Below are 24,129 nucleotides of genomic sequence, written 5' to 3'. Positions count from 1 at the left end.
CGAGACGCGGCCTGCGGCCGCTCCTCACGGAAGAACTGGATGGAAACAATGAGGCCTGCAACATGCTGAGGCGCCCTGAAAGGGCGTCTCGAAGCACGCACGCGGCAAGGAGCCGGGTGAGGGCCTCCCCCTAGGCGACGGCAGCCCGGAGATTATTCGCGTTTAGGGCGCACTTGACCATGTGGCGGATCTCGGCCAGCGAAAACGGCTTCGTCACCACGTCGTAGACCAGCTCCGCCAGCCCGTCGGCGCGCTCGCGCTGATCGGCAAAGCCGGTCATCATCAGGATGGTGAGGTCGCGATATTGAGCGGCGACGGCGTGCGTCAGCGCGATGCCGTCCATAATCGGCATCTTGATGTCGGTGAGCAGCAGGTCGAACTCGCCCTTTTCGCGGATCAGCACGTCGAGGGCGTCTTCGCCATCTTCCGCCGTCAGCACGTCATGACCGTCCATCATCAGCGCTCGCGATACGAACATCCGCACTGCGTCGTCGTCTTCGGTCACCAGAATGCGCGCCATCAGGTCCATTCCCAGAGCATGATCTCCCGGAAAAACGCTGCCCGGATCGGATCATCAATCAAACAATCAGACCGGGATCATCGCCCATTCCCCTAAACAGATTGTGACCTCGCGCGGGAAACCGGCAAATCAAAACGGGACAGGCGCGCCGATGACCGACGCGCCTGTCCAAAAAACCGTGAAGAACCCGCTGGCTGGTGGTCGCGCCTTCTTCGCGCGAACCATTAGCCGCTTCGCTTGAAAACGCTTCAGTCGGCGTCTTCGACGACACCGACGAAGGGCAATTCGCGGAACGCATGCGCGACGTCCATGCCGTAGCCGACGACGAACAGGTCGGGGCAAACAAAGCCGACATGCTCGGCGGTGATGTCGGTGACGCGCTTGCCGGGCTTGTCGAGCAGCACGGCGATGCCGACCCGGGCAGCGCCCCGCTCCTGCATCAGCTTGCGGGCGAAATCGAGCGTGCGGCCGGATTCGAGGATGTCGTCGACCAGAAGAACGTCGCGGCCGGCGACTTCGCTCTCGATGTCCTTGACCACGCGCACCGTGCCGGCGGAGGTCGTGCCGGTGCCGTAGCTCGACAGCGAGATGAATTCGACCTCGGGCGCCATGCCGGCGTCGTGCAGGGCGCGAATCAGGTCGGCGGCAAAGACGAAGCTGCCCTTCAGGATCGAGATGACGAGCAGGTCGCGATAGCCGGAAGCGGCGATCTCGGTGGCAAGCTCGGCGTTGCGCGCAGCGATGGCGGGAATGTCGTAGAGGACCCGGATCGACCGGCCACGGACAACTGGCATCAATTCTTCCTTCGTTGGCGGGCATCGGTGGCGCCGGGGAACGGATCTTCTCCGCTCCGCCCCACGCCGTCTCAAGCACCCGGCCGGGCAAGCAAGCCCGGGAAAGCAGTTCTCTTAGTCGCGCAACGCCCGAATGTCACCGAAAACGCGCGAAAACGAGCGGAATCCTGCTGATTTCTCGCGATTTGTCGCAGACGGCGCAGCGTCCGTCTGGATTGGCCGGGGTGAGAGGCGCCGAAATCGCCGCCCAGCCGGATAGATTTGCCGCCTCTCCGCGGCCTTGCGTGCCGCTGCTTTGCCTTGATCGGATGTCATATGCGGGCAGAACCGCCCAGGCATCCGGGCATCGCTAACAACTCGTTAACGCTGATCCCGGCAAGCTGTGCGAATCGCTCGACGCGTCAACGCGGCGGCGTCCAACGCGCCGTTTGGCGGCCACGCCACGACAGAGAGAGCGGAAACAGGAATAACACGGTGATCCGCTTCGAAAATGTCGGCCTGCGTTATGGAATGGGTGCCGAGGTTCTTCGCGACCTCTCCTTCCAGATCGCGCCAAAATCCTTCCAGTTCCTGACCGGACCATCGGGTGCGGGCAAATCGACGTTGCTGCGCCTGCTGTGCCTGTCGCTGAAGCCGACGCGCGGTTTAATCACCGTGTTCGACCGCGATGTGGTGACGCTGCCGAAGGAAGATCTGCCGTCGCTGCGCCGGCGCGTCGGCGTCGTGTTCCAGGATTTTCGCCTGCTCGACCACCTGACCACCTTCGAGAATGTCGCGCTGCCGCTGCGCGTGCTCGGCCGCGAGGAATCGAGCTATCGCGCCGACGTCATCGAACTTCTGAAGTGGGTCGGCCTCGGCGACCGCGTCCAGGCCCTGCCGCCGATCCTTTCGGGCGGCGAGAAGCAGCGCGCGGCCATCGCGCGGGCGCTGATCGGCCAGCCGGAAATCCTGCTCGCCGACGAGCCGACCGGCAATGTCGATCCGCCGCTCGCCAAGCGCCTACTGCGCCTTTTCGTCGAGCTGAACCGGCTCGGCACCTCGGTCGTCATCGCCACCCACGATATCGGCCTGATGAACCAGTTCGATGCCCGCCGCCTCGTGCTGCATGAAGGACGGCTTTCCATCTATGAGTGACCGCGCCATCAAAGGCCCAGGCCTGTTCAGCCGGATGATCGGCGCGATCCTCCCGTCGCGGCGCTCACGCAGCGGCACGCCGGTTTCGGCGCCGATCGTGCCGGCGCAGTCGATCGCCGGCAAATCGCTGATGATCGTCATCGCCATCATGAGCTTCCTCGCCTGCCTGACGCTGGGCGCCGTAACGCTGGTGCGCGACGCCTCGCTCGGCTGGCAAGCAGACATCGTGCGCGAGATCACCATCCAGGTGCGTCCGGTCGACGACATCGATACCAATGCCGAGGCCCAAAAGGCCGCGACCATCGCCGCCTCGATGCCGGGCGTCGCCCAGGCCCGCGTGCTGGAAGACTGGGAAAACGCCAAGCTGCTGGAACCCTGGCTCGGCAGCGGCCTCGATGTCAGCGACCTGCCGATCCCGCATCTGATCGTCGTCGAATTGGCCGATCCGGACGCCGTGGACCTGATCGCGCTCGCCTCCCGCCTCGACAAGGAGGTGAAGGGCGCCAGCCTCGACGATCACCGCAACTGGACGGACCGGCTGAAAACCATGGCCAACGCCACGGTGATCATCGGCGTCTCGATCCTCGGCCTTGTCTTCGTCGCCACGGTGCTCTCGGTCGTTTTCGCCACGCGCGGCGCCATGGCCTCGAACCGTGACATCGTTTCGGTGCTGCACTATGTCGGCGCCGAGGCCAACTTCATCGCGCGCGAATTCCAGCGCCACTTCCTGTTTCTCGGCCTGAAGGGCGGGCTGCTCGGCGCTTCGGGCGCCGCGGTGCTTTTCGCGGTGCTTTCCTTCTTCATCGGCCGCTCGATCGCGACGCCCGAGGGCGATCAGGTTTCCGCCCTGTTCGGCCGCTTCGCCATCGGCCCGACCGGCTATCTCGGTGCGCTGGTAATCGCGCTGCTGATCGGCGTCATGACCGCGATCACCTCGCGACTCACCGTTTACCGACACCTGGCCTCGATCGAATGACCGGCGGCGCGCCCTCATCCCGTTCAATCGGCCGTCACGATGGCGTGAATTCCGCCCACTCTTGGCCGCAATCGGCTCGCATTCTGACGGGCATGAGTGACGCGGCCCAAACCGATCTGGATATTGGCCGACGGAATTTTGCCGGCGCATCGTCGCGCGGCCGCTCGCGCACGCCCCTGCCGGCTCCCGGCCGTCGCCCCCTGATCACCGTTCTTTTGCTGCTGGCGATCGCCGGTTCGCTAGCGGGAATCGATTTCGCCCGATTCGCCCGTCAGGTGGCCAGCACCAGCCCGCCCACCGACGTCACCGCCGAAGGCATCGTGGCGCTCACCGGCGGCACCGCGCGCATTGACGGCGCGCTGGCGCTGCTGAAGGACAATCGCGCCGAAAAACTGCTGATATCAGGCGTGAATCCGGCCGTTGGCCGCCAGGATATCGCCCGCGCGGTCGAGCGCGCCGAGAGCGCCGTGCTCGACCAGCGCGTCGATCTGGGACACGCGGCGCGTGACACGATCGGCAATGCGGACGAGACGCGGGCATGGGTCGAGAAGATGGGCATCCACTCGCTGATCATCGTTACCAGCGACTACCACATGCCCCGCAGCATGGTGGAACTGGGCCGCGCGATGCCCGACGTGCGACTGATTCCCTACCCGGTTTCGAACAAACAGCTCGAAATGGATCGCTGGTGGCGACACCCCACATCAGTAAAGCTTCTCCTGCGCGAATACCTGAAGTATACGCTCGCTCGTGCGCGGCTCGCCTTCGAGACGCCGCGAGGGGAAAGCGTGACCGCGATTGCCGCGGATACGCATACCCACGCGACAGGAGGCGGGGTCCTGCGCTGACGCCGTATTTTTCGACGCCGACGTAGAACCGCACCATGCTGATCCTTCGTTCACTGCTCTTTCAGGCCGCGTTCTATCTGATCATGGCGATCATCCTCGCCGTGACGCTTCCGTTTTTCTTTTTTCTGCCGCATCGCGCCGCCATCGCCGTGGTCAAGTTCTGGACCGCCTCGTCAATGTGGGCGCTGCGCGTTTTCGCCGGCACGAAGATCGAAGTTCGCGGAAGAGAGAAGTTGCCGAAGGGCGGCGGTCTGATCGCGCCAAAACACCAATCGGCCTTCGAGACGATGGCGTTGTTCCATATGCTCGACGACCCGACCTATGTGATGAAGCGGCAGCTGATGTGGATCCCGCTTTTCGGCTGGTACACATGGAAGGCCGGCATGATCCCGGTCGACCGCGCCGGCGGCTCCAAGGCGCTGCGCAAGCTGGCCGCCGATTCGAAGGAAGCCGTCCAGGAGGGCCGCCAGGTCATCCTGTTTCCGGAAGGCACCCGCCGCACGGCCGGTTCGCCGCCGGATTACAAGTTCGGCATCATCCACCTCTATCGCGAGCTGAAGGTGCCGGTGGTGCCGATCGCGATGAATTCCGGCCTGTATTGGCCGCGTTCGAGCTTCTTCCGCTTCCCCGGCACCATCGTCATCGACGTCCTCGACCCGATCCCGCCCGGCCTCGATTCGAAGACCTTCCTGGCGACGCTGATCAACGTCCTGGAACCGGCGACGGACAAGCTGCTGCTCGAAGCAGCCGAGGGCCCCAACCCGCCGCCGCTGCCGCCGGAAGCGGCTTCCCGCATCGATACGATCCGGGCAAGCGAATCAGCCTAGGCCCTTGGCTCAGGCGGCCGGCGCTGCCAGGAGCTGTTCGGCCAGCCATTCGAGATCGGCATCCTCGATATTGAGGCTGGCGAGATGCTCCGCCGTGGCGAGCACATAGTCCCGATTGCTGCCCGCTTGCCCTACGCTGTCGCTCACCTGCGCCAGCACAGCGGCGCGCGAGAGATCGCCGGCATATTGCGGGTGGTCGCGGTCGACGACATAGGTGGTGGCCCGCACATAGTCGCGCGCCGGCCGCTCAAGCCGGATGTCGCGCTCGACTTCGAGATACGAGTTCGTCACCAGCTCGCGCTCGCGCAGATAGGCGAGGACAGCGTCCCGTTCGGCCTCCGCCACGCGAAACGCCATGCCCCGGCACGAGCCGCCCCGATCGAGGCCCAGCACCAGCCCCGGATGTTCCCGCGTTCCCCGATAGATGTAGGACTGGACACAAAAGGCGCGCCGCTCGCCTTCCAGATGCGCCGGAAAAGCCTCCTCAAACGGGAAGCCCGGCCGCCACATCAGCGAGCCATAGCCAAAGACCCAGAAATCGGACATGAGTGCGTCCTCGAAAAGACTGATAGTCACCGCGTAACAGCCGCCGCCCGCCACATCAACGGAGGAAACGGATGATCGAACCGGCCAAGACGAACGCAACCGCCCAAACGGACGCGAAGCACCGGTCCCGTTCCGTCGGACGCAAGTTCAAGTTCGTCATCGTCGCCGCCGTGCTGCTCTGCGCGCTGTGGGCCGGCGGCTGGTTCTGGGCCAACCGGATCGCGACGGAACGAATCGCCGCCATGAAGGCCGATTTCATCGCCGAGGGCGGCGTCATCGGTTGCACGGCGGATCAACTCGGCGGCTTCCCGTTCAAATTCTCCATCGATTGCACGCCGGCTTCGCTGGAGCTGCCGGCGCGCGGGTTCTCGGCCAGCGTCGGCGCGCTCGAGGCGATCGCGCTCATCTACAATCCCGGCCACGTACTCGCCTCCCTGCGGGGGCCGCTCGAGCTACAGGCGCAGATGGCCCAGGGGCTCGGCCCAATCGACGTCGAGGCCAATTGGAGTTCGCTGGAAACCAGCGTTCGTGTCGGCACTTCGCGGCTGAAGCGCTTTTCCGCCGTCGCCGACGACCTGACCAGCACGATCAGCGCCCCGGCCGATCCGCGGATCCCGACCGCGGCGCGGGCAAAGCATGCCGAGTTGCATCTGCTGCAGAATGACAGCGACGCCACCGCGCTCGATCTCGCCACCACCGTCGACGGCTTCGCCGCCACCATCCCAGGCGCGCCGACCTTGCCCGACCTTTCTGCCAAGCTCTACGCCATCCTGCCCGGCGCGCTGCCGGAACTGCGCGACCGCCATGTCGATCCGCTGCCCGCGTGGCTGGCTGCCGGCGGCCAGGTCAAGCTCGGCCAGCTCAGCATCGATATCGGCGGCTTCCTGGCGAATGCCAGCGGCGATCTCACGGTCGCCCGCGACGGCGTGATCTCCGGCAGGGTCGCTATCCGCGTCGACCAGTTGGAAAAGCTTCCCGATCTCGCCGAGACGATCCATCCCGGCAGCCGCAACCGCGTCGCGCAGATCCTCGGCCCGCTCTCGGCCTTCCTGAAGCCGGTCCAGGTCGACGGCAAGACCTGGCGCGAGACGACGCTGACGATCAAGAACGGCAGGGTCTCGGCTGGCTTCATCCCGCTCGGCCGGCTGCCACCGCTGAAGCTTGGCAATGCCGCCGGGATTGCCGGCAGCTGACCGGGTCTGGCGCGCGGCTTGCTTGCCGCTCCCGGCATGACGAGCAATCCGGAGATATACCGCATGAATGACCGGCCCCAGCGAACCGAAGGCCCGTTGCGGCTGATGGTGATCAATCCGAACACCTCGGAGGCGATCACCGCCAGGCTGCGCGCGCTGGCCGAGGACGAAGCCGGCGCGGATGTCACCGTCTCCGCCGTCACCGCCCGCTTCGGCGCGCCGTATATTTCCGACCGGGCCGGCGCCGCGATCGCCGCCGATGCCGTGCTGGATGTCGCCATGGCCGAGCTGCAGGACGGTGCGGAGGCTGATGCGATCGTCATCGCCTGCTTCGGCGACCCCGGCCTCGACGCGCTGCAGGGCGGCTTCCCCGGCCCCGTGGTCGGCTTCGCCGAGGCAGGCCTTCGCGCCGCGGCGGCCGAGCCGGGCCCGTTCATGGTCGCCACCAATGGCGAAGCCTGGTGCGACATGCTCGCCGAACTGGCGACGACGATCGGCCTCTCCGACCGGATCTCCAGCTTCCTGTCGATCGGCGATGCGGCGGCGCGCGATGCCGAACTGTGCCGCGCCGTGATCACGGAAGAGGCAGAACGGACGGGCGCCGCCCGCGTCGTGCTCGGTGGCGCCGGTCTGATCCCGATTCTGGCCGATGTCGGCAGGGATTTGCCGTTGCCACTGGTCGACCCGCATCGGGCGGCGATCCGCAAGGCGATCGAACTGGCGCGGGCGGGCTAGTCCGTCACCGGCGGTCTTGCCGGTCCCTCTGCCCGAGGGTGATCTCGCGATGCCGCCATCAACCTCGGCCGTCATCCCGGCGGAGGCCGGGATCCAGACACTCCGGCCCATGGCGAAAGGCGAGGCTACGTCTTGCCGGGACGGTGCTTATGGGCCCCGGCCTCCGCCGGGGCGACGGCCGTGCCAAAACCCTTGGAGACAGCGCGCACCCATGATCCGGGGTGAAGCAGATCGAACCCTAAGCCTTCGTATGGTCCCGGCGGCCGAAATCGGGCGCGGCCGTGTCCTGGCCGATGGCGACGATCGAACGGCGGATGGCGCGCGTGCGGGTAAACAGCTCGAACAGCGTGTCGCCGTCGCCGTTGCGGATTGCCCGCGTCAGCGTCGCCAGATCCTCGTTGAAGCGGCCGAGCATCTCCAGGACGGCCTCCTTGTTGTTGAGGAAGACGTCGCGCCACATCGTCGGATCGGACGCCGCGATACGGGTAAAATCGCGAAAACCCGAGGCCGAGAATTTCAGCACTTCCGAGCGGATGCCCGATTCGAGATCCGAAGCCGTACCGACGATGTTGTAGGCGATCAGGTGCGGCAAATGGCTGGTAATCGCCAGCACCAGATCGTGATGCTCCGCGCTCATCGCCTCGACATTGGCGCCCAGCGCCCGCCAGAACGCCATCAGCTTTTCGACGGCGGCGGGATCGACGGTCTCGGCCGGGGTCAGCACGCACCAGCGGTTCTGGAACAGATCGACGAGACCGGCATCCGGTCCCGAATGCTCGGTGCCGGCGAGCGGATGGCCCGGGATGAAGTGTACGGCGGACGGCAGATGCGGCGCCATCGCCTTCATCACTGATGCCTTGACCGAGCCGACATCGGAAACGATCGCGCCGGCTTTCAGATGCGGCCCGATCAGTTTTGCGACGTCGCCCGACGCGCCAACCGGCACGCAGACGATGACCAGATCGGCATCGCGCACGGCGTCGGCAGCGTCTGCGAAGTAGACATCGCCAAGACCCAGCTGCTCGGCGCGCGCGAGCGTCGCCGGGCTGCGGGTCGAGATGGCAATCTCCCCCACGACGCCTGCGCGGCGCGCCGCGAGCGCGATCGAGGCGCCGATATGGCCGATGCCGACAAGGGCCAGCTTGTTAAAGAGGGGATCCGACATCAGCGCGCCGTCCGGTGCAGGAAGTCGCGTAGCGCCGCGATGGCGGCCTCGTTCGCCTCGGCCGAGCCGATGGTCATCCGCAGCGCGTTAGGCAGGTGATAGCTGGTCATCGCGCGCAAAATGATGCCGTGCGAAACGAGATAATCGTCGGCGTCGCTGGCGCGACGGCCCTTCTCTTCCGGGAAGTGGATCAGCACGAAGTTGGCGACGCTCGGCGTCACGTCGAGGCCGAGCGAACGGATGCCTTCGGTGACGCGCGGCAGCCATTCCTCGTTGTGGGCGATCGCCGCGTCGATATGGGCACGATCCCTGAGCGCCGCGATGCCGGCGGCCATTGCCGGGGCGGAAACGTTGAACGGCCCGCGAATGCGATTCAGCGCCTCGATCACCTCGGCCGGGCCATAGCCCCAGCCAAGCCGAACGCCCGCGAGCCCAAAAATCTTCGAGAAGGTGCGCGTCATCAGCACGTTCGGCGCGGTGCCGGCGAGTTCGATGCCGCTCTCATAGTCGTTGCGGCGGACATATTCGGAATAGGCCGCGTCGAGCACGAGCAGCACGCGCGACGGCAGCGCCGCGTGCAGGCGGCGGATCTCGCTGAACGGCAGATAGGTACCGGTCGGGTTGTTCGGGTTAGCGACGAAGACGATTCGGGTCTTGTCCGTCACCAGCTCCAGAATGCCGTCGACATAGGCCGTCAGATCCTTTTCCGGAGCGACGACGGGCGTGGCGCCGGCGCCCTGGATCATGATCGGATAGACGTTGAAGCCGTGCTTCGAATAGATCGCCTCGTCGCCCGGTCCCAGATAGACGTGGCTGGCCATGGCGAGGACATCGTCCGAGCCGTTGCCGCAGATGATGCGCGACGCGTTGATGCCATAGGCGTCGGCGATGGCGGTGCGAAGTTCCGCCGCCGATCCGTCCGGATAGATCTCGAGCTTGGCGGCCGTCGCCTGATAGGCGGCGATGGCGGCCGGGCTTGGCCCGAGCGGCGTCTCGTTCGAGGAGAGCTTGTAGAGCTTCGATCCGCCGGTCGCCTTCGAACGGCCCGGCACATAGGGGGCGATGTCGAGAATTCCGGCGCGCGGCACGGGCCGGTCGGCGGGCTTGGTGTCGACGATCTTGTCCGACTTGTTCATCACGAAACTCCCGCCTCTTCGTCGAGGCGCTCATAGAGAACTGGATTGGCGTCGATATCGCCGATGGCGATGCCGCGCGACAGCGCGCCGACGCGCGCCACATCCTCGAAACCGGCATGCGCCGCCAGCGCGGCCACGGCCGTGCCGACCGGCAGCGCGATCAGCTTTTCATCGCCCGCTTCCGCCAGCACGGCACCGCCGGCAGCGACGATCGCCGGCCAGGGATCCTTGCCGATCGCCGTCACGGCGAAAAGGTCGAGATCGGGCGGCGTCGGATCGGCAAGCTCTGGCGCGATGACGAAGGCGGCATGTTCGGCCGGGCGGCCCGCGATGCGGATATAGGGCGACATCGCCATGATGCGGGGCGCGGACGGACGCCCGAGCGCCCGCCACCAGGCGCCCGCGGAAGCCGGCTGGTTGGCCGAGACCAGGCCGAGATCGGTCCCGGTCTCGCGAATATGGGTGATCGTCTCCGCCGCGTCGGCATAGCCGTGTAGCGCCACGGTGAAGCCGAACAGGAAGCGGGCCGTGTCGCGCAGCGCATCGCGGTCGACGCCCTGGTCGATCGACACATCGAAGCGCGCCTGCATGCGCGTGAACGTCGTGATGATCTCGCGCCAGATATGCTCGACGGTCCAGAGCGGCAGCCGGCCCTCATGGCGAGCCACCAGCCGGCGCATCATGTCGGCCTCGCGACCGGGGCGGAACGCAGCGCCGGGCCGGCTCGTGCCCTTGACCTTGATCAGCGTGTCGATGGCCTGACCGCGCTCGACCAGGCAGCGATGCATCTCGGCATCCAGCTCGTCGATGGTTTGCCGGATGCGGGCGAGTGTCGCCGCATCTGCTTCGTTGGCAGAATTTTTTGTCACGGTCGAGACCATCGTGGATCGGCTCTTGGCGGGAAAGACAAAGGCCGCGCCAAGGCGGCCGGCGGCGGCCGATTCATAGGGAAGCCCACGGGCAAAATCAAAGAAAACATTGGGCAAGCCCAAACGCAAAATCAAAGAAAACAATGCAGATTGCAACGCGCTTGCGCCCGAAGACGGCAGCCCGACACCCAGCCTAGCCCGGCGGCGCCAGCGCGGGGCGGAAGGCGGGTTGGCGCCGGCGAGGGTTGCGGGCGGGCAGGCCCTGATAGACCAGCTTGGTCGCCTCGACGATCTGGACACCGGCAAAGCCCGGCCAAAGCACTTCGCCGGTTCGTTCCCAGCCCCGGCCGCTATGCATCATCATCCGCCCGGCGAAAGGCGGCGCGAACAGCGCGCCGCTCCAGGCCGTCTCGCTGAATTCCGTGTTGCGCAGCAGGGTCGAAAGCTGGCCTCGGCTGAACGGCCTTCCATAGCCGAACGGCGTGCGCTCGACCCGCGCCCAGATCCCGCGCCGGTTCGGCACGACGACGATCATCTTGCCGCCAGGCACCAGCACCCGCCAAAGCTCGCGCAGTGTTTCTCGCGCGTTGAACGCGGTTTCGAGGCAATGGATGACGAGGATGCGATCGATCGACGAATCGGTCAGCGGCAGTTCGTCCTCGACGACCAGCGCCGCGAGATTGCCGCCGCCCGATGGCCAACTCATGACGCCCTGCGCCGCCGGCATGAAATTCAGAACCCGCTCCGCCTGGGGCACGAACGGCTCCAGATAGGGCGTGGCATAGCCGATGCCGAGCACGCGGTCGCCGGTGACGCGCGGCCAGAGCGCGGCCAGCCTCGTCGCCACGAGCCCCCGCGCAACACCGCCCAGCCTCTCGGTGTAGAAACTCGCGAGATCGAGCACGTCTGGCGTCAGCGTACGGCCTTGTTCCAAACGCGATCTCCCCTGTCGATGTCGGCGCGACGATGTTAGGTAACGATCCGAACCCGCGCCACCCCATCCATACGCCCATATTGGAGTTCGTCATGGCTCTCGCAATCTTCCAGTTCCCCTGCCTCAGCGACAATTACGGCGTGCTGATCCACGACGAGGCCTCCGGCCGCACCGCGTCGATCGACGCGCCGGACGCTGCCGCCGTCACCGCCGCCCTCGCCCAGACGGGCTGGAACCTGACCGAAATCCTCACGACGCATCACCATCCCGATCATACGGACGGCAATCTGGCGCTGAAGGAAGCGACGGGCTGCACCATCGTCGGGCCGAGCTACGAAGCCGCGAAGATCCCCGGCATCGACCGCGAACTCACCGAAGGCGACGTCTATGATTTCGCCGGCCATCCGGTACATGTGATCTGGACGCCGGGCCATACGCTCGGCCACATCGCCTTCTTCCTGCCGGAAGACGGCGTCGCCTTTGCCGGCGACACGATGTTCGCGCTCGGCTGCGGCCGCGTCTTCGAAGGCACGCTGCTGCAGATGTGGGAATCGCTGCAGAAGCTCGCCGCACTGCCGGACGAGACGGTCGTCTATTGCGGCCACGAATATACCGAATCGAACCTGCGCTTCGCCCTGACCATCGATCCCGCCAACGAGGCGCTGATCGCGCGCGGCGAGGAAATCAAGAAGCTCCGCGCCGCCGGCAAGCCGACCGTGCCGACCACCATCGCCGCCGAAAAGGCCACCAGCCCCTATCTGCGCGCCAGTGATCCCGCGGTGAAGGCAACGATGAAGATGGTCGATGCCTCGGCTGCCGACGTCTTCGCCGCCATCCGCACCGCCAAGGACAATTTCAAGTGAGTTCGGCCGAGGACATCATCCGCCAGCTTGAACTGGTCCCCCATCCCGAGGGCGGCTTCTATCGCCGCACCTTCGAGGACACCGTCACCCATGGCGGGCGACCGGCCTCGACGGCGATTTACTACCTGCTCGCTTCGGGCATGACATCGCACTGGCACCGGATCGATGCGATCGAAGTCTGGCATTATTATGCCGGCGCGCCGATCGCGCTGTCGCTCTCGCAAGATGGCGGCACGACCGAAACCTACCGGCTCGGACCCGATCTGCTGGGCGGCGAACAGCCGCAGGTCATCGTTCCGACAGGCTGGTGGCAGGCGGCGAAGAGCCTTGGCGAATGGACGCTGGTCGGCTGCACCGTGGCCCCGGGCTTCCGTTTCGAGGGCTTCGAGCTGGCCGCGCCGGATTGGGCGCCCCTCGATCAGCCGGAGCGATACTGAGGGGACGAACCCGCCATTCTTCGTGCGAAGTGCCGAAGCGGCATCGCCAAATCGGAGATCGCCCGCTAAGGTGCCGTCGTCGTTGGGGCAACGGCTTGTATCTGCGATTGGACGGAGGGGGAAAACGTTGTTATACCGCAGGAATAGGTCATGACGGCCCCAATCAAGAGCGTTCTCTTCGTTGACTACGACAGTCTCTATCTGAGCCTGCGGGCCCGCGACCCCGGCATGGCGCGTCGTTTTGCGCTGCGCCCCGGTGTCTGGCTCGAGGCGATTGAGGCCGGATTGCTGCTGGAGCCACGCGGCGAGGAAGCCACGCGACGCCGCATCCTGATGCGGCGCTGCTATGCCGATCCGACGCTGCTCGGCAAGGCGCGCACGGCCTTCACCGGCCAGGGCTTCCAGATCGTCGATTGCCCGCCCCTGCCCGGTCGCGAGCGCAACTCGGCCGAGATCCACATGGTTCTCGACACCATCGATGCGCTGGCGCACCAGACCGGCTTTGAAGAATTCATCCTGCTGTCGGCCGATTCGGACCTGACGCCGGTGATCTACCGGCTGCGTTCCTACAATCGCGCCACGACGATCTACACCACGCTCACCACCTCGGCCGGCTATCGTGCCATCGCCGATGGCGTGCTCGACGAGCAGGCTTTGATCACGCTGCTGGCGCCGACGGCCGATGCCGAATCGCCCGAGGCGACGGAAGACGCGGAAGAGGAAAACGCGCAGGTCCGCGCCAATGGCGGCGAGCGCGACAGCCTCGCGGGCCTCGCCCGCCGTGTCCACCAGGCAACCAACGTTCCGCTGTTTTCGCCCCGCGTCTATAGCGAGCTGTTCCGGGCCCTGACCCGGGAAGTCTCCGAAAACGGCTATCATTTCCAGACGACGGCCGAAAATGTCGCCGCCCGGCTCACGGCCCACGGCCGCAATGCCTCGCGCCGGCAGATCGCCTTCGTGGTCAAGGGACTGGCCCTGAAGGGGCACATCTTCTCGACCAGCGACAGCCCGGAAAAGCTGGCGGAAGCGTTCAAGGAGCAAGTGCTCTATCTGGCGCGCAATGCCGGTGTCGAAATCAACGAGAGCATGGAAAGCCTGATCGACACCTGGATCGTCGGCCGCGAGGCCGCCCCAGCGATCGCCGCTCTGCCGCCACCCACGCCGACCCCGGAACCGCCGGTCGCCACGGCGGCACCCGAGCGTGCCGCGGCCCGGCCGATCCCGTCGGCGCCGGCCATGCCCGGTGCCGGTTCGGGAACAGCGCCAGCGTGGCCACGTCCGGCCGTCGCGCGCCCTGACGCGCCGCAGCCCTCGCCACAGAGGGTCGAACCCACGCAGCCTCAGGCGCCGCAGCCCGCGCCGCGCGAAGCACGGCCGATCAGCCTGCAGCCGATCTCGGCGACGATGCCGCAGCCGGTCCGACCGATCCAGGTCCATGCGATCGCCGAGCCTTCGCCGCAGCCTGTCGCGCCCCCGGCTGTCGAGGCTGCTCCCGTCGAGCGCGCCCCTCGGCCCGCGATCCCGCCGGCAGCGCCGGTTCTCTCCGCGCCTCCGCAGGCACCGCCGCCGCAGGCAGCCATCCGCGCCGAAGCCCAGATCGACGCCCCGCAGCCGGCATCGCCGTTGCGCCGGACGCAGGTCGATCCCGAATCGCTTCTGGCGGAAATTTCGTCCAGCCAGCCGGCGCCCCGCGCCAACATCGCCCCGCCGCGCGCCCGCGCGCCAAAGCCTTTCCAGCCGGAAGCGGCCGTCGAGCCGGCTCCCACGCCCAACCCGATTCGCCCGCCCGCGCCGCGTAGCTCGGCCGGTACCGCTGTGGTCATGCGCCCGCCCGCGCGGCGCATCGCCGTCACCACGTCCAACGATACGTCCGGCGAACGCGATCCGATCGAGAGTTCGATCCTCGCGGCAATCGCTCAGGCGGTCGATGTTCTGGTCGATGACGGAGAGCAGCCCGAAGCGCCCGCCCCCGCGCCCGCGCAGCAGGCCAATCCGCAGCCGCAGCGCCCAGCCCGCATCGCGGCTCCAGCGCCCGCTCCCGAGCCGGTGCAGAGCCCGGCGGACGCCGGCGAGGACAACGACATCGGCGATGAGATCCAACGGATTCTCGCCGCCTACAGCCAGAACCGGAAGCCCGGCGGGCGCTAGCGCCAGCTGGGTCAATTCCGACTTTCACCTCTCCCTGAGGGAGAGGGTTTAGGGAACCATCCGGTGAGGCCGTAAACCCTCACCCGCCGGCCTTTGGCCGTCGACCTCTCCCTCAGGGAGAGGTGAAGAAGGATGGTTCAAAACAGATGGATGTTGCTCTAGCCATCGCTGGGTGAAAAAAAGGCCGGCGCTTGCGCCGGCCTTTTGCTTGGTCGTTTCGCGGTGACCGGAGGCCGTCAGCCGTTCGCCATGTACTGGCCGCCATTGATGCTCAGCACCGCGCCGGTCATGAAGGCCGACGCGTCGGAGGCGAGATAAGCGACCAGGGCCGCGATCTCCTCGGACTTGCCAAGGCGACCGACCGGAATCTGGCCGAGAATGCCTTCCATCACCTTGGGCGGCACCGCCATCACCATGTCGGTATCGATATAGCCGGGGCAGATGCAGTTGACGGTGATGCCCTTGCGGGCATTTTCCAGCGCCAATGCCTTGGTGAAGCCGATGATTCCGGCCTTGGCCGTGGCGTAATTGACCTGGCCCAGCTGACCCTTCTGCGCGTTGATCGACGAGATGTTGATGATGCGGCCGAAGCCGCGATCCCGCATTCCCTCGATCACCGGCCGGGTCATGGAAAACATCGAATCCAGATTGGTGCGCATCACGCTCGACCACTGGTCCGGTTCCATCTTGTGGAACCAGCCATCGCGCGTGATGCCGGCATTGTTGACGAGGATGTCGATGGCGCCGAGCGCCGTCTCGACGGTGCGGACGCCGGCTGCGCAGCCCTCCACATCACCCACATCCCACTGGAACACCGGGATGCCGGTTTCTGCCTGGAAGGCGTTCGCCTTTTCGACATTGCCGGCGAAGCTGGCCGCGACCGTATAGCCCGCGGCCTTCAACCCTATCGAGACGGCCGCGCCGATGCCGCGCGTGCCGCCTGTAACGAGGGCGACTTTCCCCATGTGTTCCTCCCAGAAACGACCGGTTGAGTTCCGGCCTTCAATGAAATCCGCCGAACGTTAGCGCTCGACGGTCAGAGCAATTCCCATTCCACCACCGATGCACAGCGTTGCCAGGCCCTTCTTGGCGTCGCGACGGGCCATTTCGTGCAGCAGCGTGACCAGAATACGGGCACCCGACGCACCGATCGGGTGACCGATGGCAATGGCGCCGCCATTGACGTTGACCTTGGACGTGTCCCAGCCGACGCCCTGGTTGACGGCGCAGGCCTGGGCCGCGAAGGCCTCGTTCGCCTCGATCAGGTCGAGGTCGTCGGCCGACCAGCCGGCCTTCTGCAGCGCCTTCTTCGAAGCAGGGATCGGGCCTGTGCCCATCAGCGCCGGGTCGACGCCCGCGGTCGCCCACGAGGCGATGCGCGCCAGCGGCGTGACGCCACGCCGCGCTGCTTCGGCCGCCGACATCAGCAGCAGCGCGGCGGCGCCGTCATTCAGGCCCGAAGCATTGCCGGCGGTGACGGTGCCGTCCTTGGCGAAGGCCGGGCGCAGCTTGGCGGCGGCCTCCATGGTCGCGCCAGCGCGGATATATTCGTCCTGGTCGACGACGATGTCGCCCTTGCGGGTCGAGATGGTGAAGGGCGTGATCTCGTCCTTGAACTTGCCGGCCTTCTGCGCCGCTTCGGCCTTGTTTTGCGAGGCGGTGGCGAACTGGTCCTGCTGCTCGCGACTGATCTGGAACTCGCGAGCGACATTCTCGGCGGTGACGCCCATGTGGTAGCCGTTGAAGGCATCCCAGAGGCCATCCTTGATCATGGTGTCGACCATGTTCATGTCGCCCATCTTGGTGCCGGCGCGCAGATGGGCGGCGTGCGGCGACAGCGACATCGATTCCTGGCCGCCCGCCACGATGATCGAGGCGTCGCCGGTGGCGATCTGCTGCATGCCGAGCGCGACCGAGCGCAGGCCCGAACCGCAGACCTGGTTGAGGCTCCAGGCGGTGGTTTCCTTGGGCAATCCGGCCAGCATAGAGGCCTGGCGAGCCGGGTTCTGGCCCTGCGCGGCGGTCAGGACCTGGCCGAAGATCAGCTCGCTGACGGCTTCCGCCTCGGTCTTGCCCTGCTCCAGCACGGCGCGAACCACAGCCGCGCCAAGCTCGTGCGCCGGCACGTTGGCGAAGGCGCCGTTGAAGGATCCGACGGCGGTTCGCGTGGCGGCGGCGATGACGATGTCGTTTTCTGAAGCCATGGTGTTTTCCTCGATCCGGTTTGGCAGGTGCCGTTGCAACAATCAGAGACCGGGCGGCGAAAGCTGTCAATCGAGGCCGACACAGCGATATTGCTGCACTGCAGCGTTTGCGCAGCATGACCCTCACAATGCAGCGCACAATCAATTTGGTGGATTCTTCGAAAGACCCTATCGTGGGTGTTCGGGAGGGACAGGTCGCCAAGCCATGCAGGGTATCGCATCGGACGGGCGATCCCACGAAAGGGACCAGGGGAGCGGGACATGACCAAGGACAAAGAACCGACAACGATCAAGAAGTATGCGAACCGCAGGCTCTACAACACCGGCACCTCGACCTATGTGACGCTCGAAGACCTGGCGAACATGGTCAAGGCGGGCGAGGATTTCGTGGTGTTCGACGCCAAGTCCGGCGATGAGATCACCCGGTCGGTCCTGACGCAGATCATCTTCGAGCAGGAGAACAAGGGGCAGAACCTGCTGCCGATCACCTTCCTGCGCCAGCTGATCCGCTTCTATGGCGATTCCATGCAGAACCTGGTGCCGACCTATCTCGATTTCACCATCGACAGTTTGACCCGCGACCAGGACAAGCTGCGCGGCCAGATGGCCAATGCCTTCGGACCGAGCGCCTTCAGCGCCATCGAGGACACCGTCCGGCGCAATACCGAGATGTTCGAGCAGGCGATGCGCATGTTCCTGCCCTTCAGCGGCGGGCGCCCGGAGCCGACGACGACGCCGGAACGACCGGTCGGCAAGCCTGCCGATGCCAAGCCGGGCAGCGCTGACGGTGATTTCGACGCGCTGAAGCGCCAGCTCGACGAGATGCAGAAGAAGATCGAGAAGCTGGCCGAAAAGGGCTGAGCCGACAGGGCCGCGCGTATCGCGCCGCTCCGAAAACCGCACCTCCCGCCGCGCGGCGGCAGGTGAACGGGTCGCGCGGCCAGAGCCCGTTCGATTTGCCACGCTGATTGCAGAAAGCCAAACCACTTCCCACATGGATACAGCCCTGGTCGGTTCGCGAATGTTTCGCGGCCTTCCCCACGGGTCGACGAGGTTGTTGGCAGATGGTGAAGATCCGGTACGGCGACATTTTTGGCCCGGGAAGCAAGGGCTCGAAAGAGCATACGGCGGACGAGGAAACCGTGCGTCGCGGCTTCTGGAAGAAATTCCGCACCGCCGCTCGTCATATTCCCTTCGCCGAGGACGTGGCCGCCGCCTATTTCTGCGCCTTCGACAGCGCCACGCCGGTTCGCGTTCGCGCTACCCTGCTCGGCGCGCTGGCCTATTTCGTCCTTCCCGTCGACGTCGTCCCCGACTTTCTGGTCGGCATCGGCTTTGCCGACGACGCCACCGTGCTGATGACCGCGATGACCCTACTGCGGGGTCACCTCAAGCCGGTCCACTATGAAGCGGCGAAGCGCGCACTGGCCGGCGAGGAGACGGTCTGACGCACGCAACACGGGTCCTGACGCTCCTTTTGACATGCGGGGGCCACACTCTCGCCCCATTGGCCGGACCTTCTTTGCTTTCGAGTGTCTGGCCAGAATACGAGACGGTTCGGTTCATGGATTGTTAACGGAACCCGCGCAGTTTGAGGCAATTGCTTGGGTGTCGGATCCGCCCGCCCGATCGTTTTCTGGAAAATTTGGTGGGAAAAATATGAACGGAAAAAGGATCGCAACGGCAGCGCTCCTCGTGGCAGCTGTGGTCGGTTTTGCAGGGACTGCGGCGGCGCAGACCCCGAAACGCATCGGCACCTACAAGGACTGGAGCTCTTACGCCTATTCCGACTCACGCGGGAAAGTCTGTTACGCAGCCTCCCAGCCCAAGACCCAGGCCCCGCAGGGCCTGAACCGCGACCCGGCCTATTTCATGGTCACGGCGCGCCCAGCCGAAAACGTCCGCAGCGAAGTTTCCGTGATCATTGGCTATCCGTTCAAGGAAGGCTCGAAGCTCGTCGTCGACATCGACGGACAGAAGTTCTCGATGTTCACCAAGGACGACGGCGCCTGGATCGAGAACGCGGCACAGGAAACCGCACTGATCGCGGCTCTGAAGAAGGGCCATTCGATGTCCATCAGCGGCACGTCGCGCCGTGGCACGCAGACCACCGACAGCTATTCGCTGTCCGGCGTCTCGGCCTCGATCGACGCGCTCGGCAAGACCTGTCCGTAAGGGGCAAGACCTGTCCGTAAGGACACCGCCGCACCAGGAATTCGGATGGCCGGGCTTGCCCGGCCATTTGCTTTTTCGGCGGACCACGGCGCTTTCTTCGGCTCGGATGGGCGGCACGAAGCCCTCTTTGATTGACTCCCCTCCCCGTTCCACGGTAAAAGCCGCCAAATTCTCGCGAAGAGGTATCCTCTGAGCCGCCGACCGGGACGAGATCCCGGAGGTCAACGTCCGCCAGCGCGTCGCGCCCGCGGGCGCTGAACGTCTTTGGAAATTCGGCGGATCGGAAGCGGTCCATTCGAGGAAGAGCGGAACTGATGTTCGACAATCTTTCAGAACGCCTTTCAGGCATTTTCGACAAGCTCACCCGTCGCGGCGCGCTGTCGGAGAACGACGTCAACGAAGCGATGCGCGAAGTTCGCCGCGCGCTGATCGAGGCGGACGTGGCGCTCGACGTCGTTCGTTCCTTCGTCGACAAGGTTCGCTCGCGCGCCATCGGCGCCGATGTCATCCGTTCGGTCACGCCCGGCCAGATGGTCGTCAAGATCGTCCATGACCAGCTGGTCGAGATGCTGGGCTCCGAAGCCGAGCCGATCGACCTGCATGCCGCTGCTCCCGTCGCCATCATGATGGTCGGCCTCCAGGGCTCGGGCAAGACGACCACCTCGGCCAAGATCGCCCGCCGCCTGACCCAGCAGCAGAAGCGCAAGGTCCTGATGGCGTCGCTCGACGTTCGTCGTCCGGCAGCGCAAGAACAGCTGCGCATCCTCGGCGAACAGAACGGCATCGACACGCTGCCGATCGTCGCCGGCCAGTCGCCGACCGACATCGCCACCCGCACGCTGCAGGCCGCCCGCCTCGGCGGCTATGACGTCGTCATCCTCGACACCGCCGGCCGTACGCATATCGACGAGCCGCTGATGGTCGAGATGGCCGACATCAAGGCCATCGCCAAGCCGCACGAAATCCTGCTCGTCGCCGACAGCCTGACCGGTCAGGACGCCGTGAACCTCGCCCGCTCGTTCAACGAGCGCGTCGGCATCACCGGCATCGTGCTGACCCGCGCCGATGGCGATGGTCGCGGCGGCGCCGCGCTTTCGATGCGCGCCGTCACCGGCAAGCCGATCAAGCTGATCGGTACCGGTGAAAAGGCGGAAGACCTCGAAGACTTCCATCCCGGCCGTATCGCCAACCGCATCCTCGGCATGGGCGACATCGTCTCGCTCGTCGAGAAGGCGGCGCAGAACATCGACATGGAAGAGGCCGCCAAGGCGGCCGAGAAGATGCGCAAGGGCATCTTCGATCTCGACGACCTCGCCAATCAGCTCCGCCAGATGGAGAAGATCGGCGGCATGTCCGGCATGCTCGGCATGCTGCCCGGCGTCGGCAAGATCAAGAAGCAGATCGACGGCGCCAATCTCGACGACAGCATGATCAAGCGCCAGGTCGCGATCATCTCGTCGATGACCAAGGCCGAGCGTCGCAATCCCGACATCCTCAAGGCCAGCCGCAAGAAGCGCGTCGCCGCCGGCGCCGGCGCCAAGGTCGAGGACGTCAACCGCCTGCTCAAGATGCACCGCCAGATGGCCGATATGATGAAGGCCATGGGCAAGCAGAAGGGCGGCGGCATGCTCGGCAAGATGATGGGCGCGCTTGGCGGTGGCATGGGTGGCGGCATGGGCGGCATGCCTCCCGGCGGCATGCCCAATATCGATCCGGCCCAGCTGGAACAGCTTGCCAAGCAGATGGGTGGCGGCGCTGGCCTGCCGCCCGGCTTCGGCAAAGGAATGCCCGGTTTGCCGGGTCTCGGCGGAAAGTTGCCAGGCCTTGGCGGCATTCCGGGCCTCGGCAAGAAGAAGTAGCCGGGACAATCAACCCAGAAATACGGACCCTACGGTCCCCAACCCTTCGACTGATCTCGTTTCAAAAGGAAGAAAACAATGTCCCTCAAGATGCGTCTTTCCCGCGGTGGTGCCAAGAAGCGTCCGTTCTACCGTATCGTCGTCACGGATGCCCGTTCGCCGCGCGACGGCCGTTTCATCGAGAAGATCGGCTCGTTCGACCCGATGCTCGCCAAGGAAGCCGCTAACCGCGTCGTCCTCGACCTCGACCGCGCCAAGCATTGGCTGTCGGTTGGCGCCCAGCCGACCGATCGCGTTGCTCGCTTCCTGAGCGATGCCGGCCTGGTCAAGCGCGACCCGCGCGTCAACCCGGAAAAGGCAGTCCCCGGCAAGAAGGCGCAGGAGCGCGCTGCCGAGAAGGCCAAGAAGATCGAAGCCGCTGCTGCTGAAGCCGCTGCCGAGTAAGTCAGGGATTTTTTCCCTCGCTTTGCCCTCTCCCGCACGCGGGAGAGGGCTTTTCGGACGCCACCCGTCGCCTGACGGATTTTGGACGTCCCCTTGCCCACCCCGCGGGATAGGGCCAGCTTGCGCGCCATTCGGCCAAGCCCAACATGCAAGCCCATCGTGCCGATCCGGCCATGACCGTTGACAGAGAGACCACACCGATGCCCGCTCCGGACCCAGAACAGGTTCTCCTCGGCCAATTCGGTGCCGCTCACGGCATCCGCGGCGAGATCAAGATCAATTCCTATACCGAAGAGCCGCTTGGCATCGCCGATTACGGCCCGTTCACCCTCGATGACGGCCGCGTCGTCGAGATCGATTCCGTGCGCATGCAGGGCGACAATGTCGTCGCGCGCATAAAAGGCATTGCCGATCGCAACGGCGCCGAGACGCTGCGCAATCGCAAGCTGTTCGTCGATCGCGCCGCGCTGCCGGCGCTTGAGGAAGACGACGATTTCTACCACGCCGATCTGATCGACATCGCGCTCGAACTCGCCGATGGCAGCGCCTATGGCAAGATCGTCTCGGTGCAGAATTTCGGCGCCGGCGACCTGATCGAGATCGAGCCGGCGACAGGCGGCAAGACATTCTATCTGCCGTTCACCCGCGCCATCGTGCCGACGGTCGACATCAAGGGCGGTCGCGCCGTCGTCGTGCCGCCGCCCGAGACCGAAGCCCGACCGGAAGAAGGCGAGCCCGAGGAAGAGGCGTGAGCGGTTCTTTCGCGGAAACCTCCGACGAGGCTGCTGAGACGCCCGGCGTAAAAAGTCCTTGGCGCGCTACCATTTTGACCCTCTATCCCGAAATGTTCCCCGGCCCGCTCGGACAGTCCCTGTCCGGCAAGGCGATGGCCGAGGGCAAGTGGTCGCTCGACGCGATCAACATTCGCGACTCGGCAACGTCCAAGCACCGCAATGTCGACGACACGCCGGCCGGCGGCGGACCCGGCATGGTGATGCGCGCCGATGTCGTCGGAGCCGCGCTGGATAGCGCCGCACCTGCCGACGATCCCCGCCCCCGCCTGCTGATGAGCCCGCGTGGAAAGCCGCTCGACCAGGCGCGCGTCCGCGCGCTTGCCGCCGGCCCAGGCGCGCTGATTCTCTGCGGTCGCTTCGAAGGCGTCGACGAACGTGTCATCGAGGCGCGCCAGCTCGAGGAAGTCTCGATCGGCGACTATGTGCTGTCGGGCGGCGAGCTTGGCGCCATGGTGTTGCTGGATGCCATCGTCCGGCTGCTGCCGGGCGTCATGGGCGGCACGGAATCCGGTACCGAGGAAAGCTTCGAGGGCGGCCTGCTCGAATATCCGCATTATACCCGCCCGCGCGAATGGGAAGGCCGCTCGATTCCCGACGTGCTGCTCTCCGGCGACCATGCGGCGATCGCGAAGTGGCGTCGCCAGCAATCCGAGCGCATCACGCGCGAGCGCCGGCCGGACCTGCTCGACAAGGGCTGATTAGCCGCCCTCTCCGGCCGCGGCGGCGGCCTCGAACACGCGCGCAAAACCCTCGACGAGTTGCTCGTCCGAATAGAGCAGCGGATCGTCCATCGGCTCGACCATGCCCTTCATGGTCAGGAGGCCGATCGCCGCGAGATAGGCGAGGAATGCCATCAGGCGCGGCTCCACCGCCGCGCGCGGCAGACGCTCGGCGCGTTCGGCGCCCAACATCTCTGTCGCCTTCCCGAGCACCAGGTCATTCAGCGGCCGGATGCGCTCGAACTGCTCGCGGTCCCAGCGGAGCGCCCCAGCGCCGGCGACCTGGCCGAACAGGAAGGCGAGACGGAAATCATCGAGCCGCGGTGCGAAGGATTCCACCGTCCCGCCAATGATCGCCCGCAGCGCCCCGCCGCCATCCACCGCCGCGCCGACTCCCGCCTGCACCGCTTTCGCCTGCGCCTCGATAACGCCATGGACGAGTTCGAACACCAGCGCGTCCTTGGACGGGAAGTAATAATAAAGCCCCGTCTTCGACATCCCGACCTCGTTCGCCACGGCGTCGAGCGTCATGGCGCCGACGCCGTGCCGAAGCAGGACGCGGCGTGCGGCGTCGAGGATCTCCTCGCGCGACTGGTCGCGCTTGCGCTCGCGCCTGGCCGCCCGCGCCGCCGTCTTGTCGTTCGCCTGCCCGTCCGTTTCCGCACTCGTCACGCTGGCCATTCTCCCCACTGTCTCCCCAAACTTTACCGGAGTTCTAAAAATTATTCCATATTTGACTTTTTCGAACGACGGTCTAAAAATCAAATAACAGTCATTCGAAGTCGCGGCGGGCGCGCCGACCGGAGGAA

26 protein-coding genes are annotated in these 24,129 nt (G+C 65.7%); 16 read left to right on the top strand and 10 right to left on the bottom strand.

The genetic code is table 11. From position 1 onward, the window contains the following. Window positions 1-130: 130 nt before the first annotated feature. Both OSH12_RS16500 and hpt read right to left on the bottom strand, forming a co-directional pair. Entirely contained in the window at window positions 131-520 is a 390-nt protein-coding gene (locus tag OSH12_RS16500) for a response regulator (protein WP_266344684.1), read from the bottom strand. A 248-nt stretch (window positions 521-768) separates the two neighbouring features. Then, window positions 769-1,314 carry a hypoxanthine phosphoribosyltransferase gene (gene hpt / locus OSH12_RS16495; RefSeq protein ID WP_266344683.1) on the bottom strand — a complete coding sequence of 182 codons (546 nt, stop codon included), beginning with the start codon at window positions 1,312-1,314 and terminating at the stop codon, window positions 769-771. Window positions 1,315-1,788: 474 nt separating this feature from the next. Here hpt and ftsE point away from each other — a divergent pair, with 474 nt between their 5' ends. From ftsE to OSH12_RS16475, 4 genes are all read left to right on the top strand, one after another. Beyond that, entirely contained in the window at window positions 1,789-2,448 is a 660-nt protein-coding gene (gene ftsE, locus OSH12_RS16490) for a cell division ATP-binding protein FtsE (protein ID WP_266344682.1), read from the top strand. After that, complete coding sequence (locus OSH12_RS16485; RefSeq protein WP_266344681.1) at window positions 2,441-3,424, top strand: cell division protein FtsX; 984 nt, start codon at window positions 2,441-2,443, stop codon at window positions 3,422-3,424. The genes ftsE and OSH12_RS16485 overlap by 8 nt, the downstream gene beginning before the upstream one ends. A gap of 92 nt (window positions 3,425-3,516) precedes the next feature. Next, window positions 3,517-4,272, top strand: coding sequence for a YdcF family protein (locus OSH12_RS16480; protein ID WP_266344680.1), 756 nt, complete (start codon window positions 3,517-3,519; stop codon window positions 4,270-4,272). A gap of 35 nt (window positions 4,273-4,307) precedes the next feature. After that, window positions 4,308-5,099 (top strand): lysophospholipid acyltransferase family protein, encoded by a 792-nt coding sequence (locus OSH12_RS16475; protein WP_266344679.1) that lies wholly within the window; start codon window positions 4,308-4,310, stop codon window positions 5,097-5,099. A gap of 9 nt (window positions 5,100-5,108) precedes the next feature. Here OSH12_RS16475 and OSH12_RS16470 read toward each other — a convergent pair whose 3' ends face one another. Continuing rightward, window positions 5,109-5,645 (bottom strand): gamma-glutamylcyclotransferase, encoded by a 537-nt coding sequence (locus tag OSH12_RS16470; RefSeq protein ID WP_266344678.1) that lies wholly within the window; start codon window positions 5,643-5,645, stop codon window positions 5,109-5,111. Between the two features lie 71 nt (window positions 5,646-5,716). Here OSH12_RS16470 and OSH12_RS16465 point away from each other — a divergent pair, with 71 nt between their 5' ends. Then, window positions 5,717-6,838: a DUF2125 domain-containing protein gene (locus OSH12_RS16465; protein WP_266344677.1), complete on the top strand. Its 1,122-nt coding sequence runs from the start codon at window positions 5,717-5,719 to the stop codon at window positions 6,836-6,838. A 63-nt stretch (window positions 6,839-6,901) separates the two neighbouring features. After that, window positions 6,902-7,573 (top strand): aspartate/glutamate racemase family protein, encoded by a 672-nt coding sequence (locus tag OSH12_RS16460; RefSeq protein ID WP_266344676.1) that lies wholly within the window; start codon window positions 6,902-6,904, stop codon window positions 7,571-7,573. A 238-nt stretch (window positions 7,574-7,811) separates the two neighbouring features. Here the strand turns inward: OSH12_RS16460 and OSH12_RS16455 are convergent, their stop codons facing one another. The 4 genes from OSH12_RS16455 to OSH12_RS16440 form a co-directional block, all read right to left on the bottom strand. Further along, a complete protein-coding gene (locus OSH12_RS16455; RefSeq protein ID WP_266344675.1) occupies window positions 7,812-8,738 on the bottom strand; it encodes a prephenate/arogenate dehydrogenase family protein in 927 nt (308 codons plus the stop codon). Then, complete coding sequence (gene hisC / locus OSH12_RS16450) at window positions 8,738-9,874, bottom strand: histidinol-phosphate transaminase (protein ID WP_266344674.1); 1,137 nt, start codon at window positions 9,872-9,874, stop codon at window positions 8,738-8,740. Before hisC ends, OSH12_RS16455 begins: the two co-directional genes overlap by 1 nt. Further along, the gene (locus OSH12_RS16445) at window positions 9,874-10,743 is read right to left on the bottom strand and encodes a chorismate mutase (protein WP_266344673.1); all 870 of its coding nucleotides are present in this window, start codon (window positions 10,741-10,743) and stop codon (window positions 9,874-9,876) included. The genes hisC and OSH12_RS16445 overlap by 1 nt, the downstream gene beginning before the upstream one ends. A gap of 193 nt (window positions 10,744-10,936) precedes the next feature. Next, a complete protein-coding gene (locus OSH12_RS16440; protein WP_266344672.1) occupies window positions 10,937-11,677 on the bottom strand; it encodes a class I SAM-dependent methyltransferase in 741 nt (246 codons plus the stop codon). A gap of 92 nt (window positions 11,678-11,769) precedes the next feature. On the opposite strand from OSH12_RS16440, the gene gloB reads away from it, so the two are divergent. From gloB to OSH12_RS16425, 3 genes are all read left to right on the top strand, one after another. Next, window positions 11,770-12,540, top strand: a complete 771-nt coding sequence (gene gloB, locus OSH12_RS16435; protein WP_266344671.1) for a hydroxyacylglutathione hydrolase — start codon at window positions 11,770-11,772, stop codon at window positions 12,538-12,540. Then, on the top strand, window positions 12,537-12,977 hold the full coding sequence (locus OSH12_RS16430; protein ID WP_266344670.1) for a cupin domain-containing protein: 441 nt from the start codon (window positions 12,537-12,539) through the stop codon (window positions 12,975-12,977). Before gloB ends, OSH12_RS16430 begins: the two co-directional genes overlap by 4 nt. A gap of 150 nt (window positions 12,978-13,127) precedes the next feature. Next, the gene (locus tag OSH12_RS16425; RefSeq protein ID WP_266344669.1) at window positions 13,128-15,125 is read left to right on the top strand and encodes an NYN domain-containing protein; all 1,998 of its coding nucleotides are present in this window, start codon (window positions 13,128-13,130) and stop codon (window positions 15,123-15,125) included. Window positions 15,126-15,361: 236 nt separating this feature from the next. Here OSH12_RS16425 and phbB read toward each other — a convergent pair whose 3' ends face one another. Both phbB and OSH12_RS16415 read right to left on the bottom strand, forming a co-directional pair. Then, entirely contained in the window at window positions 15,362-16,090 is a 729-nt protein-coding gene (gene phbB, locus OSH12_RS16420; RefSeq protein ID WP_266344668.1) for an acetoacetyl-CoA reductase, read from the bottom strand. A gap of 57 nt (window positions 16,091-16,147) precedes the next feature. Next, window positions 16,148-17,329 carry an acetyl-CoA C-acetyltransferase gene (locus OSH12_RS16415; RefSeq protein ID WP_266344667.1) on the bottom strand — a complete coding sequence of 394 codons (1,182 nt, stop codon included), beginning with the start codon at window positions 17,327-17,329 and terminating at the stop codon, window positions 16,148-16,150. A 261-nt stretch (window positions 17,330-17,590) separates the two neighbouring features. On the opposite strand from OSH12_RS16415, the gene phaR reads away from it, so the two are divergent. The 7 genes from phaR to trmD all read left to right on the top strand — a co-directional run bounded on the left by phaR (window position 17,591) and on the right by trmD (window position 23,299). Then, window positions 17,591-18,190 carry a polyhydroxyalkanoate synthesis repressor PhaR gene (phaR, locus tag OSH12_RS16410; protein WP_266344666.1) on the top strand — a complete coding sequence of 200 codons (600 nt, stop codon included), beginning with the start codon at window positions 17,591-17,593 and terminating at the stop codon, window positions 18,188-18,190. 203 nt (window positions 18,191-18,393) lie between these two features. Beyond that, window positions 18,394-18,777, top strand: coding sequence for a YkvA family protein (locus OSH12_RS16405; RefSeq protein WP_266344665.1), 384 nt, complete (start codon window positions 18,394-18,396; stop codon window positions 18,775-18,777). A 211-nt stretch (window positions 18,778-18,988) separates the two neighbouring features. Continuing rightward, window positions 18,989-19,504 carry an invasion associated locus B family protein gene (locus OSH12_RS16400; RefSeq protein WP_266344664.1) on the top strand — a complete coding sequence of 172 codons (516 nt, stop codon included), beginning with the start codon at window positions 18,989-18,991 and terminating at the stop codon, window positions 19,502-19,504. 314 nt (window positions 19,505-19,818) lie between these two features. Continuing rightward, on the top strand, window positions 19,819-21,363 hold the full coding sequence (gene ffh, locus OSH12_RS16395; RefSeq protein ID WP_266344663.1) for a signal recognition particle protein: 1,545 nt from the start codon (window positions 19,819-19,821) through the stop codon (window positions 21,361-21,363). Window positions 21,364-21,441: 78 nt separating this feature from the next. Further along, the gene (rpsP, locus tag OSH12_RS16390) at window positions 21,442-21,807 is read left to right on the top strand and encodes a 30S ribosomal protein S16 (RefSeq protein ID WP_266344662.1); all 366 of its coding nucleotides are present in this window, start codon (window positions 21,442-21,444) and stop codon (window positions 21,805-21,807) included. Between the two features lie 173 nt (window positions 21,808-21,980). Beyond that, window positions 21,981-22,559, top strand: coding sequence for a ribosome maturation factor RimM (gene rimM, locus OSH12_RS16385; protein WP_266344661.1), 579 nt, complete (start codon window positions 21,981-21,983; stop codon window positions 22,557-22,559). Further along, window positions 22,556-23,299 carry a tRNA (guanosine(37)-N1)-methyltransferase TrmD gene (gene trmD / locus OSH12_RS16380; RefSeq protein WP_266344660.1) on the top strand — a complete coding sequence of 248 codons (744 nt, stop codon included), beginning with the start codon at window positions 22,556-22,558 and terminating at the stop codon, window positions 23,297-23,299. The genes rimM and trmD overlap by 4 nt, the downstream gene beginning before the upstream one ends. Here trmD and OSH12_RS16375 read toward each other — a convergent pair whose 3' ends face one another. Next, window positions 23,300-24,001: a TetR/AcrR family transcriptional regulator gene (locus OSH12_RS16375; RefSeq protein WP_266344659.1), complete on the bottom strand. Its 702-nt coding sequence runs from the start codon at window positions 23,999-24,001 to the stop codon at window positions 23,300-23,302. Window positions 24,002-24,129: the final 128 nt, after the last annotated feature.

The sequence above is a fragment of the Kaistia terrae genome (assembly GCF_026344005.1).
Classification (GTDB): domain Bacteria; phylum Pseudomonadota; class Alphaproteobacteria; order Rhizobiales; family Kaistiaceae; genus Kaistia; species Kaistia terrae.
The sequence above is the reverse complement of the archived record's forward strand: the minus strand, read 5'-3'. Positions and strand labels throughout refer to the sequence as shown.